This window comes from Marinomonas spartinae (assembly GCF_016461715.1).
Taxonomy (GTDB): Bacteria; Pseudomonadota; Gammaproteobacteria; order Pseudomonadales; family Marinomonadaceae; genus Marinomonas; species Marinomonas spartinae_A.
This window is the reverse complement of the sequence record NZ_JAEMUI010000024.1, coordinates 33,390-48,459: the sequence shown is the minus strand read 5'-3', so window position 1 is coordinate 48,459 and position 15,070 is coordinate 33,390. Positions and strand designations below refer to the sequence as shown.

The 15,070-nt window shown below is 45.9% G+C and carries 19 protein-coding genes; 1 reads left to right on the top strand and 18 read right to left on the bottom strand.

Translation table 11 applies throughout. The annotated features are described in order from the left end of the window. Positions 1 to 11 precede the first annotated feature (11 nt). The 4 genes from pyrB to JHD45_RS18730 all read right to left on the bottom strand — a co-directional run bounded on the left by pyrB (position 12) and on the right by JHD45_RS18730 (position 4,581). A complete protein-coding gene (gene pyrB, locus JHD45_RS18745) occupies positions 12 to 1,064 on the bottom strand; it encodes an aspartate carbamoyltransferase (protein ID WP_199478008.1) in 1,053 nt (350 codons plus the stop codon). A gap of 364 nt (positions 1,065 to 1,428) precedes the next feature. Further along, positions 1,429 to 2,220 carry a DUF4886 domain-containing protein gene (locus JHD45_RS18740; RefSeq protein WP_199478007.1) on the bottom strand — a complete coding sequence of 264 codons (792 nt, stop codon included), beginning with the start codon at positions 2,218 to 2,220 and terminating at the stop codon, positions 1,429 to 1,431. A 236-nt stretch (positions 2,221 to 2,456) separates the two neighbouring features. Beyond that, on the bottom strand, positions 2,457 to 3,191 hold the full coding sequence (gene ssb / locus JHD45_RS18735) for a single-stranded DNA-binding protein (protein ID WP_199478006.1): 735 nt from the start codon (positions 3,189 to 3,191) through the stop codon (positions 2,457 to 2,459). 31 nt (positions 3,192 to 3,222) lie between these two features. Beyond that, on the bottom strand, positions 3,223 to 4,581 hold the full coding sequence (locus JHD45_RS18730) for an MFS transporter (protein ID WP_199478005.1): 1,359 nt from the start codon (positions 4,579 to 4,581) through the stop codon (positions 3,223 to 3,225). Between the two features lie 158 nt (positions 4,582 to 4,739). Here JHD45_RS18730 and uvrA point away from each other — a divergent pair, with 158 nt between their 5' ends. Then, positions 4,740 to 7,562 (top strand): excinuclease ABC subunit UvrA, encoded by a 2,823-nt coding sequence (gene uvrA, locus JHD45_RS18725; protein WP_199478004.1) that lies wholly within the window; start codon positions 4,740 to 4,742, stop codon positions 7,560 to 7,562. A 135-nt stretch (positions 7,563 to 7,697) separates the two neighbouring features. Here uvrA and rplQ read toward each other — a convergent pair whose 3' ends face one another. The 14 genes from rplQ to rpsN all read right to left on the bottom strand — a co-directional run bounded on the left by rplQ (position 7,698) and on the right by rpsN (position 15,067). Beyond that, complete coding sequence (gene rplQ, locus JHD45_RS18720) at positions 7,698 to 8,075, bottom strand: 50S ribosomal protein L17 (protein ID WP_067020081.1); 378 nt, start codon at positions 8,073 to 8,075, stop codon at positions 7,698 to 7,700. 42 nt (positions 8,076 to 8,117) lie between these two features. Next, the gene (locus JHD45_RS18715; protein WP_067020084.1) at positions 8,118 to 9,122 is read right to left on the bottom strand and encodes a DNA-directed RNA polymerase subunit alpha; all 1,005 of its coding nucleotides are present in this window, start codon (positions 9,120 to 9,122) and stop codon (positions 8,118 to 8,120) included. Between the two features lie 33 nt (positions 9,123 to 9,155). Then, the gene (gene rpsD, locus JHD45_RS18710) at positions 9,156 to 9,776 is read right to left on the bottom strand and encodes a 30S ribosomal protein S4 (RefSeq protein ID WP_199478003.1); all 621 of its coding nucleotides are present in this window, start codon (positions 9,774 to 9,776) and stop codon (positions 9,156 to 9,158) included. 16 nt (positions 9,777 to 9,792) lie between these two features. Next, on the bottom strand, positions 9,793 to 10,185 hold the full coding sequence (gene rpsK, locus JHD45_RS18705) for a 30S ribosomal protein S11 (protein WP_012071913.1): 393 nt from the start codon (positions 10,183 to 10,185) through the stop codon (positions 9,793 to 9,795). Positions 10,186 to 10,251: 66 nt separating this feature from the next. After that, positions 10,252 to 10,608: a 30S ribosomal protein S13 gene (rpsM, locus tag JHD45_RS18700; RefSeq protein ID WP_067020090.1), complete on the bottom strand. Its 357-nt coding sequence runs from the start codon at positions 10,606 to 10,608 to the stop codon at positions 10,252 to 10,254. Positions 10,609 to 10,733: 125 nt separating this feature from the next. Further along, the gene (gene rpmJ / locus JHD45_RS18695) at positions 10,734 to 10,847 is read right to left on the bottom strand and encodes a 50S ribosomal protein L36 (RefSeq protein ID WP_055462823.1); all 114 of its coding nucleotides are present in this window, start codon (positions 10,845 to 10,847) and stop codon (positions 10,734 to 10,736) included. A gap of 18 nt (positions 10,848 to 10,865) precedes the next feature. Next, complete coding sequence (secY, locus tag JHD45_RS18690) at positions 10,866 to 12,197, bottom strand: preprotein translocase subunit SecY (RefSeq protein WP_199478002.1); 1,332 nt, start codon at positions 12,195 to 12,197, stop codon at positions 10,866 to 10,868. Beyond that, positions 12,198 to 12,632: a 50S ribosomal protein L15 gene (rplO, locus tag JHD45_RS18685; protein ID WP_199478001.1), complete on the bottom strand. Its 435-nt coding sequence runs from the start codon at positions 12,630 to 12,632 to the stop codon at positions 12,198 to 12,200. A 1-nt stretch (position 12,633) separates the two neighbouring features. Beyond that, on the bottom strand, positions 12,634 to 12,819 hold the full coding sequence (rpmD, locus tag JHD45_RS18680; protein WP_199478000.1) for a 50S ribosomal protein L30: 186 nt from the start codon (positions 12,817 to 12,819) through the stop codon (positions 12,634 to 12,636). A gap of 6 nt (positions 12,820 to 12,825) precedes the next feature. Next, positions 12,826 to 13,326: a 30S ribosomal protein S5 gene (gene rpsE / locus JHD45_RS18675; RefSeq protein WP_067020104.1), complete on the bottom strand. Its 501-nt coding sequence runs from the start codon at positions 13,324 to 13,326 to the stop codon at positions 12,826 to 12,828. A gap of 10 nt (positions 13,327 to 13,336) precedes the next feature. Next, the gene (rplR, locus tag JHD45_RS18670; RefSeq protein ID WP_199477999.1) at positions 13,337 to 13,687 is read right to left on the bottom strand and encodes a 50S ribosomal protein L18; all 351 of its coding nucleotides are present in this window, start codon (positions 13,685 to 13,687) and stop codon (positions 13,337 to 13,339) included. 10 nt (positions 13,688 to 13,697) lie between these two features. Further along, entirely contained in the window at positions 13,698 to 14,231 is a 534-nt protein-coding gene (gene rplF / locus JHD45_RS18665; protein WP_199477998.1) for a 50S ribosomal protein L6, read from the bottom strand. A gap of 8 nt (positions 14,232 to 14,239) precedes the next feature. After that, positions 14,240 to 14,632, bottom strand: a complete 393-nt coding sequence (rpsH, locus tag JHD45_RS18660) for a 30S ribosomal protein S8 (RefSeq protein ID WP_199477997.1) — start codon at positions 14,630 to 14,632, stop codon at positions 14,240 to 14,242. A 129-nt stretch (positions 14,633 to 14,761) separates the two neighbouring features. Further along, entirely contained in the window at positions 14,762 to 15,067 is a 306-nt protein-coding gene (rpsN, locus tag JHD45_RS18655; protein WP_199477996.1) for a 30S ribosomal protein S14, read from the bottom strand. Positions 15,068 to 15,070 lie beyond the last annotated feature (3 nt).

Below are 15,070 nucleotides of genomic sequence, written 5' to 3'. Positions count from 1 at the left end.
ATATAACCCTATTACTTGGCAGGGTTTCGCTCATAAAAAGCCGCATCCTGGACGCCCGTGTAACGAGGAGTGAACCACTTAGCTTCCTGTAAGCTATTCTGCACGTGATCAGCCACGCCCATCACGGAGGCGAAAAGCGCCATACGAATCGGCACACCAGCATCGGTCTGACGAAAGATGGCTAGACGTGAATCTGAGTTCAGGTCATCCGACAGGTCGTTTGCTCCGTCACGACTGTCCCGGGGCAAAGGGTGCATAATCAAGGTATTGGGTGAGGCAAAGCGCTCAAACAACGCCGCATCAATGCGAAAGTCGCTGGAGTAGTTTTCCGCTAACTCATTCTCAGGAAAACGCTCTTTTTGTACTCGGGTTGTGTAAATCACATCCGCTTGCCTCAACGCCTCACCCACGTTCTGAGTTTCCTCCACGTCTATGGTTTGCTTTGCGAGCATATCTCTAAGATTTTCCGGTAATCGTAAGTTTTCTGGCGACAGAAAAATCAATTTGCGAGGCGAAAAACGCACCAATAGCTTCACCAGAGAATGAATCGTACGGCCAAACCGCAGATCCCCTGCCAACACAATCACGCTTTTCTGCAAGCAACGATCTGTTCGTTGCAACTCCCGCTCTAACGTATACAAATCAAGCAAGGCTTGCGTGGGGTGTTCACCAGCACCATTACCGCCATTGATAACGGGAACATAGGTTTGTGCAGCAATGTCATAAATTGCCTGCTCCTCAGGATGGCGAACAACGAGAATATCCCCATAGCCACTCACGACACGACTGGTATCTTCAAGGGATTCCCCCTTGGCAATGGAAGAAAAGGAAAAGCCCGTTGTGCTGGAAACCGATCCACCAAGGCGCATAAAAGCAGAATCAAAGCTAAGACGAGTACGAGTACTTGGCTCAAAGAACAAACTGCACAACATCGCCCCTTCCAATATACGAGTATACTTTAACCCCTTCGCTACTGGCTGAAGGAGATCCGCCAGCTCGAACAATCGATGAAGATCGTCATTATCAATACAGTCACAACTCAGAATATGCTTACCCGTTAACATCTTAGGTTCCTTATCAGCGCTATACGTCAATGTTAGAGCCACACGCAAAAGCTCATTAGCGTGAAATAATACGGGGAAACGAGCATTCGCACCATGTCATAATCATCACAACCTGATCGAGTTATCCCCTCCCAGCTGATTGCTAGAGTAAATTTAGGTCTGTAATGGAAAAGTGAAAGCTGGCAATCTTAAAGTCTTCATTAAGATAAAATGTATGAGTAATGGCCTTGTTCTTTTAACTGAGTCATAAGCGGAAAGAAGGCGTACGTTAAATCTTCGATCAATAGAGGTATGCTTTGTCAACCCTTTCGCCGAAAAAACGATATCCATATCTCCTTCCATTGACGACCAACAATCTTAATCATTATTTTGCGCTGAACACATGGTCAAGTGAACCTTTTTGATAAGCCTGCACGGTTTGCCAGGCCACTTTTTGCAGAGCAAGTGCTTCACTTTTTGACATGGAGCCACCAACAGGCGGTGCAGCACCCTCCGGCGAGCGGTGGTACAAAACACTGTAAAAAACACAAGCGGCCAAGTAAGTTCCAGCCAGTGACGGATGTTTGCCATCCACATAGTAAAGGTTAATCTTAGGATACGCTTGGCGAGCGTTGGCAAAAGCCAAGCCAACTGGTGCCACATAACCACCTGTGTGTTTGGCGATGCGATTATAGGCAAGGGCCAATTTTTTTGTCTGCCAAGGCCGATCCCGATAAGCCCAGGTCATAAAATACACTACCTTTTCCCCTGCTTGATGGGCAATCTTCGCCATTTCAATGGCCGAATGAACAAACCGACGCCGCACAGCATCCTTACGGGAAATCGGCCCAGTGGAATTCCCCTGTAACACTACCGTATCCCAGTGACGCAATTTATTCTCACTGACTAAAATCGGTTTCAGATCTCCCAAATGAGCACTGGAAATAGTTGCCGCCCGAAAATGGTAGTCTTTGGATACCAGAGGCATTAAAGAACGCACCAAATCCCGAAGACGGTTATTTATATTGTCATTGAAAAGGGTAAAAGAGTCCCCGAAGAAAATAACCTGATGATTATCCCCCACCATGGGTGCATTGGGAGCGGATGCCATAACGCCCTGCCCATAACAGGCAAAAGGTAGCTGCAGGACAAGTACCAGAAGAAATTTTTTAAACATTGAACAGTATCTCATCACTGACTCAATTAGGTTTTATATACCACTGGAGCGAAACAGCAAACAGATAGAGCAGGGATAACCACGTACTTTGCTACAAACCAAGCGACCCCTCTACAAAGTAAAACAAAACGATAATAAAGTGTATCACGCGATCTAATGAAGCTACGCTAAAAAAGAAAGCCGCTAAAATAGCGGCCTCCAATCAAATTTTTTTACATTTACGTGTTTGTCTTTGGTTAGAACGGAATATCGTCGTCAAAGTCGTCAAAATTTGGTGCTTGTTGCGGCTTTGGCTGCTGAGCAGGTTGCTGTGGCGCACGCTGTTGCGGTGCCTGTTGAGCCGGAGCCTGTTGAGGAGCATTACCCCAGCTACCAAAAGACTGCGGTTGGGCTTGCGCCGCCGCGGGCTGATGCGCAGGTTGCTGTGGTGCTTGACCATACCCACCTTGCTGAGGTGGCTGGTTAAAACCACCGCTCTGAGGAGCATGTTGTGGCGCGGATTGTTGCGGTGCTGCAGGCTGCTGTGGTGCTTGACCATACCCTTGTTGAGGTGCGTTATTGGCATAACCACCTTGGCCCCCTTGCATAGAGTCGTAACCACCAGACTGTTGTCCCATGTTATCGCCACGGCCATCTAACAATTGCATTTCGTTGGCAACGATTTCGGTTGTGTAGCGCTTAATACCGTCTTTTTCCCACTCGCGGGTACGCAAAGAGCCTTCTACATAGACTTTGGAGCCTTTTTTGATAAAGTCGCCTGCGATTTGACCCAAACGATAGTTACCACGATCCATAAACGCGACACGATGCCATTCGGTGCGTTCTTGCATTTGACCTGTTTGACGGTCTCTCCAGCTCTCGGTTGTAGCGATGTTGACGTTTGCAACCGCCGCTCCAGAAGGCATAAAACGGACTTCGGCATCGTTGCCAGCATTTCCGATCAAGATCACTTTGTTAATTCCACGTGCCATGAGGCTCTCCAACTGTTATTCATTATGTTCTTTAGATATTGGCTTGAGGTGCGAGCCGTTTAAGGGTCTCTTTATCAAGTATCTTTTTATCTACTTTAAGATAAGCCGTCAGCTCATCTTTAAAAATTTGCATGTCTTCTACGCCTTTCACTTTAGCAAGCTGATCAGCCAATGCATCTAACGTATCATCTTCACCTTCTGGCAAACTAAACGCTATGCTACTCAACTGACGTGGGGCTGGCTGCATAAAGCACACTACCGTCCATAGCATTAATACAATGCCGACTACATCAAATAACGTACTGTTTGAGTAATGCTGCAATATCCAGCCGCCACCAATTCCCCCTAAAAAAGAGCCGAGAAATTGGTGGGTCGAAAACACGCCCATTGCCGTGCCTCGGTAACCAACAGGAGCTTGCTTACTAATCAAGGATGGTAAGGTCGCTTCAAGGGTATTAAAACCAACAAAGTAGCACCACAATAGTAGACCAAAAACCCATAGATAGGGGGCCCATTGTAATAAAATAGCACTCAATCCCAGCATCAAAACCACGCTGAAAACAACGGCCTTCATTTTGCCTTTTGCCTCAGCGATGATCACTAATGGTACCATACCTACGAAGGCAAAACCCATTACTCCAAGGTAAAGCCAGCTATGATCTGCCAACGGCAAACCAAAGCGCTGAATCAATAAATGTGGCACGGTGATGAACAGCGCTGTTAAGCTGGCATGCAGCAATAATACACTGATGTTAAGGAAGCGCAGCTTTCCATCTTTAATCACACGTCCAAGCGCCACTAAACTGGGCGTTGTGTCGCGTTTAAAGGTATGCTGGACAACGTTAGGAACAACAAACAGAATCAATGCAATACCAAGGAAAGAAAAGCCGAATGACAAGTAAAACAAGCCAGACAAACCGACTAAATCAAATACCCATGGTCCCAGCACTAACGAAATCATAAAAGAAGCGCCAATACTCACACCAACCATTGCCATGGATTTTGTGCGGTTTTTCTCTCTAGTGACGTCGCTCAATAAAGCCATTAAGGTACTGGCTATCGCCCCAGCGCCTTGCAAAGCACGACCAACGATAAGTACATGTATGCTGGTTGCATTCGCACAGATCAAACTGCCCAATGCGAACAACAGCAAACCAATCACAATGACACGCTTACGACCAATTCGGTCAGACCACATGCCCATTGGTATTTGTAATATGGCTTGGGTGAACCCATATATACCAATCGCAGCACCAATCAAGGCAGCATCGGCTCCTTTTAGGCCATCGGCTGCCACGCTGATAACGGGCATAATGAGAAATAAACCTAGCATTCTAAAGAGATAAACAAGCGCTAGGGCAAGGACAGATCGACGTTCAAGTGCATCCATAAGGAGATTCAACCACTCAACTTAGGTTTAAGAAAAAGGAAAATGCCAATATTACAAAAATTAACGTTGAAGCTCTATTTCAACTACTGTAAAAATAGACAGTTATTCTATTCACAACGAAGCTTATTTCTGTTGACCAAAGACTATATTGGAGACACATGGATACTATCACCATACGCGGAGCACGCACCCACAATCTTAAAAATGTGGACCTAGACATTCCTAGAGACAAACTCGTGGTGATCACTGGCCTATCCGGCTCAGGAAAATCTTCCCTCGCTTTTGATACCTTGTATGCAGAAGGTCAGCGTCGCTATGTAGAATCACTGTCAACTTACGCTAGACAGTTTCTATCCATGATGGAAAAACCGGATATTGATCATATCGAAGGCCTTTCCCCAGCCATATCCATTGAACAGAAATCAACGTCTCACAACCCACGTTCTACCGTTGGCACGATCACAGAAATCTATGATTACCTACGATTGTTATTTGCTCGGGCAGGCCAACCACGCTGTCCTGATCATGGTGAGCCATTAGAGGCGCAAACCATATCACAAATGGTCGATAAGATAATCTCCCTTCCTGAAGAAACTAAAATGATGTTGCTTGCGCCGATTGTAAAAGATCGCAAAGGCGAGCACCTTCACGTTCTTAACGATTTGTTATCTAAGGGGTTTATTCGCGCTCGCATCGATGGAATCGTCGTCGATCTAGACGATGCCCCCACTTTAGAAAAAAATAAGAAACATACTATAGAAGTTGTCATTGATCGCTTTAAAGTTCGTAAAGATTTACAGCTTCGTCTTGCTGAGTCGTTCGAGACCTGTCTTTCCTTATCCGATGGCATCGCCAAAGTGATTAATATGGATGATGAAAAAGACATCCATATTTTTTCCAGTAAATTTGCTTGTCCTGTCTGCGGCTACAGCCTTACTGAGCTCGAACCACGCCTGTTTTCGTTCAACAACCCGAATGGGGCTTGTCAAACGTGTGATGGACTGGGGACCCATCAAGTCTTTGATCCTGAACGCATTATTCAAGATGAAACGCTGACTCTTGCCGAAGGTGCTATTCGTGGCTGGGGACGCCGCAGTATTTTTTATTACCAGCAGCTAAGCGCCTTAGCAAAACACTACGGCTTTGATATCGATGCCAAGTTCAAAGACATCCCCAAACAGTACCAAGATAAAATCCTTAATGGATCGGGCAAAGACAAAATCGATTTTGTCTACATCAATGAACGTGGCGACAAAATGATTCGTTCCCATGCCTTTGAAGGGGTATTACCGAATCTACAGCGCCGCTACCATGAAACCGAGTCCGATAGCGTTCGTGAAGACTTATCCCAGTATATCACCACTCAGCCATGCCCTGACTGCCATGGTTCACGACTCAACCGCTCGGCACGAAATGTGTTTATCAATGAAGAAACGCTCCCTGAGATTGTAAAATTCCCGATTGCAGAATGCCTAAACTACTTTGAAAACCTCACCTTAACAGGTGCTCGTGGGGAAATTGCCTCAAAGATTCTTAAAGAAATTCGCGACCGTCTGACGTTTCTTGTCAACGTTGGCCTTGAATACCTGACATTAGATCGTAAAGCCGACTCGCTCTCTGGTGGGGAAGCACAACGGATACGACTCGCTAGCCAAATTGGAGCGGGATTGGTTGGCGTGATGTATATCCTTGATGAGCCTTCTATTGGCTTGCATCAGCGTGATAACGAGCGGCTTATTTCCACATTGACGCGACTACGGGATCTCGGCAACACCGTCATTGTTGTGGAGCATGATGAAGACGCCATCCGTGTTGCAGACTTTGTGGTAGATATTGGTCCTGGTGCTGGTGTTCATGGCGGCGAAATTATTGTTAGCGGTACACCACAAGACATTATGAATTGCCCCCAGTCTGTCACAGGGCAGTTCCTAAATGGACAACGCAAGATCGACATACCAGCAAAACGCCATGAAGCCGTCAACAATCAAGTACTAAAATTGATTGGCGCAACGGGCAATAACTTAAACAAAGTCGACTTAACCATTCCGTTTGGCGTAATGACTTGTATTACAGGAGTGTCTGGGTCAGGTAAGTCTACCTTGATCAACGGCACATTATTCCCATTAGCCGCTACTGCATTAAATGGCGCGACAACGTTAAAAGCAGCTCCCCACGAAAAAATCGAAGGGTTAGAGTTATTCGATAAATGTGTCGACATTGACCAAAGCCCCATCGGTCGTACACCTCGTTCAAATCCTGCAACCTATACAGGTATTTTTACGCCAATGCGGGAGCTTTTCTCAGCCACTCAAGAAGCCCGTTCTCGCGGCTACAAACCGGGACGCTTTAGTTTTAACGTAAAAGGCGGCCGTTGTGAAGCCTGTCAAGGTGACGGCGTCATTAAGGTAGAGATGCATTTCTTGCCCGATGTCTATGTACCCTGTGATGTCTGTAAAGGCAAACGCTATAACCGCGAAACCTTAGAGATTCACTATAAAGGCAAGAACATTCACGAATGCCTAGAAATGACCATAGAGGATGCTCGAGAGTTCTTCGATCCCGTTCCAGCGATTGCAAGAAAATTACAGACGCTGATCGATGTGGGGCTGGGCTATATTCGTTTAGGGCAAGCCGCAACCACACTCTCTGGTGGGGAAGCACAACGAGTAAAACTCGCCAAAGAACTGTCTAAACGGGATACCGGAAAAACCCTCTATATTCTGGATGAACCAACTACAGGGCTACACTTTGCAGACATTGAACAGCTACTAAAAGTACTGCATCGTCTACGAGATCACGGCAATACCATTGTGGTTATTGAGCATAATCTCGATGTAATCAAAACAGCAGACTGGATAGTGGATCTTGGCCCCGAAGGCGGCAGTGGCGGTGGTTACATCATTGCTGAAGGAACGCCAGAGGACATTGCCCAAAATGAGAGATCGCATACTGGACGATTTTTAAAACCCATGCTGAAATAAAAAACACGGTGTTTGCCAAAAGTCCAAGACTCCCTCTTGGACTTTTTTATATCAAAATAGCCCCACCCCATTGCAAGTAAATAGCAGGCAAAAAAAACCGGACACAAGGTCCGGTTTTTTTATTACAAACTGATATTACTCAGCGGCTTCTGCAACTGGTCGATCGACCAATTCAACATAAGCCATAGGCGCATTGTCACCCGCACGGAAGCCACATTTCAAAATGCGAACATAACCGCCAGGACGAGCTTGGTAACGAGGACCAAGTTCAGAGAACAATTTACCTACTGCATCTTTGCTACGAGTACGAGCAAAGGCAAGGCGACGATTCGCAACGGAATCTTCTTTCGCCAATGTGATCAAAGGCTCAGCAACGCGACGAAGTTCTTTGGCTTTCGGCAACGTAGTTTTAATAACTTCGTGCTCGAATAAAGAAGCAGCCATATTTTTGAACATCGCTTTACGATGAGAGCTAGTACGGTTTAAGTGACGTCCACTCTTACGATGACGCATTTTACATTCCTTACCAAACTACGGTGGTCAGGGAACAATGACCTAGCGAGCTAGAACTTTGCTATCGTCTTTTAAGCTAGCTGGTGGCCAGTTTTCTAGACGCATTCCCAAAGACAAACCACGCTGTGCTAAAACATCTTTGATTTCAGTTAACGACTTCTTACCCAAGTTTGGCGTCTTAAGAAGCTCAACCTCAGTACGTTGAATCAAATCACCGATGTAATAAATGTTCTCTGCTTTTAAACAGTTAGCACTGCGAACGGTCAACTCAAGATCATCAACCGGGCGTAGCAAAATTGGATCAATCTCATCCTCTTCTTCCACAACAGGCGCTTCGCTTTCGCTTTCAAGAGCGACAAAAACGGCTATCTGTTGTTGAAGAATGGTCGCAGCACGACGGATGGCTTCTTCAGGGTCAATCGTACCATTAGATTCGATATCTAATACTAACTTATCTAAGTCGGTACGCTGCTCTACACGAGCACTATCAACACTGTAAGCCACACGGCGAACAGGACTGAACGAAGCATCCAGTTGCAAACGGCCGATAGGACGAGTCTCATCGTCGCTTGCAATACGGGCATCAGCAGGCTCATAACCACGGCCACGCGCTACTTTGATCTGCATATTAAGTACTGCAGTGTCATCCAAGTTAGCAATAACGTGATCAGGGTTAGCGATCTCTGCATCAGCAACCAACTGGATATCTCCAGCCGTTACGACACCAGGACCTGTTTTACTTAAAGTAAGAGTTGCTTCATCTTGCCCGTGTAGAGCGATCGCAACTCCTTTCAGGTTAAGAAGAATTTCTATGACATCTTCTTTAACCCCTTCGATTGCGCTGTATTCATGCAATACGCCGTCGATTTCAACTTCAACAATTGCACAACCAGGCATTGAAGACAAAAGGATACGGCGCAACGCGTTACCTAAAGTATGACCAAAACCACGTTCAAGTGGTTGAAGCGTTACTTTAGCGCGCGTTTTGCCTAATTCCTGAACTTCAATGTTGCGTGGGGTTAACAATTCGCTCACTGAACGCTGCATAGATCCACCTATTTCTTAATCCCAATCACCGACTTACTTAGAGTAAAGTTCGACGATTAGGTTCTCATTAATTTCAGCTGATAAATCGGCACGCTCTGGAGCAGCTTTGTAAGTTGCTTCCAATTTAGTGGTATCCACTTCGATCCAGTGGATCGGTGCACGATTTTTAGATAGCTCTAATGCGCTTTGAACACGCAATTGTTTTTTCGCTTTTTCACGGATAGACACCACGTCACCAGCTTTAACTTGGTAAGACGGAATGTTAACCGATGCGCCGTTCACTAGAACACCTTTATGGCCAACTAGTTGACGAGCTTCCGCACGAGTAGAACCAAAACCTGCGCGGTATACAACGTTATCTAAACGTGATTCCAAAAGTTGCAGAAGGTTTTCACCTGTTGCACCCTTAAGACGAGCAGCAGATTTGTAGTAGTTACGGAATTGTTTTTCAAGAATGCCGTACATACGACGAACTTTTTGTTTCTCACGTAATTGCAAGCCGTAGTCAGAAAGGCGTCCACGACGTGCACCATGTACACCAGGAACGGTTTCTGCTTTACATTTAGACTCAAGAGCGCGTGAACCGCTCTTCAATTGCAAGTCGGTACCTTCACGACGAGACAACTTACAAGTTGGACCTATATAACGAGCCATGTATCTGTCTCCTCAATTAAACGCGACGTTTCTTAGGTGGACGGCAACCATTGTGTGGGATTGGCGTCACATCTGTGATGTTATTGATACGCAAGCCCAATGCATTCAATGCACGAACTGCGGACTCACGACCTGGACCTGGGCCCTTGATCATGACGTCAACGTTTTTAAGGCCGAATTCTTGTGCGACAGTACCGGCACGCTCCGCAGCAACCTGCGCTGCGAAAGGAGTACTTTTACGAGATCCGCGAAAACCAGAACCACCGGCTGTAGCCCAAGACAAAGCATTGCCTTGGCGGTCGGTGATAGTCACGATCGTGTTGTTAAATGACGCGTGTACATGAGCAACACCATCAACAACCGTCTTTTTGACTTTTTTCTTGGTATTGCGCGTAGCTGGCTTAGCCATATTGCACTTTTCCTATTTAATGCTCAGCTCTAACGAACTTAGTAATTAGAGCGAAACGCGTTTATGTTACTTACGAATAGGCTTACGAGGGCCTTTTCGTGTGCGAGCGTTCGTTTTGGTACGTTGACCACGAACAGGTAGGCTGCGGCGGTGACGAATACCACGATTACAGCCAAGATCCATCAGACGTTTAATAGACATGCTGACTTCACGGCGTAGATCACCTTCTACAGTATACTTAGCAACTTCACCACGAAGTTCATCAAGTGTTTCATCACTTAAAGAACTGATTTTGGCAGTTTCAGCAACACCTGACGCGGCGCAAATTGCACGCGAACGAGTGCGACCAATTCCGAAGATGTAAGTCAGAGAAATGACCGCATGTTTATTGTCAGGAATATTGACACCGGCTATACGGGCCATTCAATTTACTCCGTTGTTATGGATGATTTTCAAATCATCGCTTTGCTTTCATGAGGGCGGCTGATTATGCCTATATTTAGGCGAAAAATCAACCACCCTTTTCCCATCATAGAGCGAATTCGCTATTAACCTTGACGCTGTTTATGGCGAGGCTCAGAGCAAATCACTCGAACTGAACCGTTACGACGAACGATTTTGCAGTTACGACAGATTTTCTTTACAGATGCACGTACTTTCATGTTCAACTCCAACCTATGCTAACGCATTAGGCCATTTGGACCATAACCAGTCAGATTAGATTTCTTCATTAACGACTCGTACTGATGACTCATCAAATGACTTTGCACTTGCGACATAAAGTCCATTACTACCACCACGATAATCAATAATGATGTACCACCGAAGTAGAAAGGAACATTCCACGCAACAACAAAGAACTGAGGCATCAAAGACACTAGCGTGATGTATAACGCACCAAACAGGGTCAAACGGGTCATTACACCATCAATATATCGAGCTGTATGATCGCCTGGACGAATACCCGGCAAAAACGCACCGGATTTTTTTAAGTTATCTGCCACATCTTTAGGGTTGAACACCAGCGCTGTATAAAAGAAGCAAAAGAAAACAATTGCTATCGCAAACAACAGCACATATAGAGGTTGTCCAGGAGCTAGAGCCAGAGAGATATTTTGCAACCATTCCATTCCCTTACCTTGACCAAACCATTGGCCGATCGACGCAGGAAACAGTAGGATACTTGAAGCGAAAATAGGTGGGATAACCCCTGCCATGTTCACCTTAAGCGGCAAATGACTCTTCTGTGCGGCAAACACCTTGTTACCTTGCTGGCGTTTCGCGTAATTCACTGTAATACGACGCTGGCCACGTTCGATAAAGACCACAAACGCAACGGTTGCCACAGCAATCACACCGATAAACAACAAAGCAAGAATATTAATATCGCCTTGACGAGCCGATTCAAATGAGCGACCTAGAGCAGCAGGAATACCTGCCACGATACCAGAGAAGATGATAATGGAAATACCATTACCAATACCCTTTTCAGTTACTTGCTCACCCAACCACATCAAGAACACGGTTCCAGCAACCAACGAGACTACAGCAACACCGTAGAATTGTAGGCCACCATGGAAAGCGATCCCTTGACTGGCTAGACCAACCGCCATAGAGGCAGATTGGATAAGCGCTAACAGTACCGTACCATAACGAGTATATTGGGTAATCTTACGACGACCCGCCTCACCCTCTTTTTTCAACTGCTCTAGCTGCGGACTCACAACCGTTAATAACTGCATAATAATAGAGGCAGAAATATAGGGCAGTATTCCGAGAGCGAAAATACTCATTCGCTGGAGCGCGCCCCCTGAGAATACGTTAAATAAACTCAGAATTGTGCCTTCATTTTGGTTAAATAGGGCAGACAATCTATCAGGGTTAATCCCTGGAACAGGAATGTGAGCACCAATTCGATATACAATAATTGCCAATAACACAAAACGGATGCGAGACCAAAGCTCGCTTAATCCATTTTGCATACCAGCTGGTAGTGAGCCACGCTTTGCCATTTATTCCTCGACTTTTCCGCCAGCTGCTTCAATAGCGGCACGAGCACCTTTAGTCACTTTAAGACCACGAATGGTAATCGCTTTGTCGATCGAGCCTGACAAGATTACACGCGCTGTTTTAATTTGATGACCAATGATGTCGGCGCCTTTAAGAGCAGCCAAATCTACAACTTCAGCATTTACAGCAGCAAGCTCGTTTAAACGAACCTCAGCAACATACTTAGCCTGACGTGAGGTAAAACCAAATTTTGGCAGACGACGCTGCAATGGCATTTGACCGCCTTCAAAACCCGGTTTTACTGAGCCACCAGAACGAGACTTAAGACCTTTATGGCCACGTCCGCCGGTTTTGCCCAAGCCGCTACCAATACCGCGACCAACACGTTTAGGAGCATGTTTGCTACCTTCGCCAGGACGAAGTGTATTTAAGAACATGTTACTCTCCTACAACTTTTACCATGTAATAAACTTTATTAACCATACCACGTACCGCTGGAGTATCTTCCAGTTCACGAGTTTGGCCAACTTTACGCAAACCCAAGCCTTTGATTGTTTCACGGTGTTTTGGAAGACGACCGATCGGGCTACGGGTTAGTTTAACTGTGATGGTTTTATTCGCCATGACACATTACCCCAAAATTTGATCGACTGACTTACCGCGTTTTGCCGCGATTTGCTCAGGTGCTTTCATGTCTTGCAAACCTTTAATCGTAGCGCGAACTACGTTTACTGGGTTTGTAGAGCCGTAACATTTCGCCAATACGTTGTGAACACCTGCAATTTCAAGAACTGCACGCATTGCACCACCGGCGATGATACCAGTACCTTGAGAGGCTGGTTGCATGTAAATCTTAGAAGCGCCATGCACAGCTTTAACTGGATACTGAAGTGTATCACCATCAAGTTTTACTGATACCATGTTGCGACGAGCTTGCTCCATCGCTTTTTGGATTGCTTGAGGCACTTCGCGCGCTTTACCACGACCGAAGCCAACCTTACCATTTCCATCACCAACGACTGTTAAAGCAGTAAAAGAGAAGATACGACCACCCTTTACAACTTTAGCAACGCGGTTTACCTGTACTAGCTTCTCTTGGAGGTCGCTAGTTTGTTGTTCATTAACTGCCATTTGCTACCCCTTAGAACTCTAGACCGGCTTCACGTGCGGCATCAGCTAGCGCTTGAACACGTCCGTGGTATTTGAAGCCAGCACGGTCAAAAGCGACCGTAGTGACACCTGCTTCTTTAGCGCGAGCAGCAACCAAAGCACCGACTTTTTTAGCCGCTTCTTTGTTACCAGTCGCTGTAGCACGTAGAGATTCTTCCAGTGTAGAAGCGCTTGCTAGCACTTTACTACCACAAGGAGAAATAACTTGAGCATACATATGGCGTGGTGTGCGATGTACAGTAAGACGATTCGCACCTAGTTCACGAATATGTAGGCGCGCACGACGTGCACGACGAATTCGAGATTGTTTCTTAGTGTTCATGAATGCTTACCTACTTCTTCTTAGCTTCTTTACGACGAATAATTTCGTCAGAATAGCGAACACCTTTGCCTTTGTATGGCTCTGGTGGACGGAAACCGCGAACTTCTGCAGCCACTTGACCAACGGCTTGTTTATCAATGCCTTTGATCACAACTTCTGTTTGAGAAGCACATTCAGCTGTAATACCTTCAGGTAGTTCGTAATCTACTGGGTGAGAAAAGCCCAGAGACAGGTTAAGTACTTTGCCTTTAATCGCAGCACGGTAACCAACACCTTGAAGAATCAAACGTTTCTCGAAACCTTGGCTAACACCAACAACCATGTTGTTAACCAATGCACGAGTAGTACCAGCTAAGGCACGGCTTTGTTTCGCACCATCGCGCGCTGCGAAGGTGATAACATTTTCTTCTTTAGTCACTTGAACGCTTGTGTGAACATCTAACTCTAAAGAACCTTTGCCGCCTTTAACAACAACATTTTGGCCTTTAAGAGCGACTTCTACACCACTAGGAAGCGTCACGGGACTATTAGCAACTCGAGACATACTAACTCCTAGAATACAGTGCAGATTACTTCGCCACCGATACCAGCTGCACGAGCTGCACGGTCAGTCATCACACCTTTAGAGGTAGAGATGATAGCAACGCCAAGGCCGGCTTCTACTTTAGGCAGAGAGGCAGAACCTTTGTATTGACGCAAGCTTGGGCGAGATGCGCGTTTAATTTCTTCGATAACTGGCTTACCTTCGAAGTATTTTAATTCGATAGTAAGCGTCGGTTTTACTGCTTCGTCTACGGAATAGTTACCAACGTAACCTTCTTCACGTAGTACGGAAGCAATTGACACCTTCATTTTTGATGAAGGCATACTCACAGTGGTCTTTGCAGCCATCTGTGCATTACGAATACGTGTAAACATATCCGCAAGGGTATCTTGCATACTCATTTAAGAGCTCCTAATTGAAAAACCATTGTGCAGCAAATAGAGCTCGCGCATAGTACACAGCAGCGAGCAGAATGTCCAGTAATTAGACACCCCACTCACTGCTATGTATTATGATCGCGCTCTACTTGCTTACCAACTAGCTTTCTTCAAGCCTGGAACGTCACCACGCATCGCTGCTTCACGCAACTTGATACGAGACAAACCGAAACGACGGTATACACCGTGTGGACGGCCAGTCACTTGGCAACGGTTACGTTGGCGAGAAGAAGATGAATCGCGAGGAAGCGCTTGCAATTTAAGCGTTGCTTCCCACTTTTCATCGTCCGATGCATTAACGTCGCTAATGATCGCTTTTAGAGCTGCACGCTTTTCAGCGTACTTAGCTACTAATTTGGTGCGTTTTGCTTCGCGCTGAATCATTGATACTTTAGCCATGAT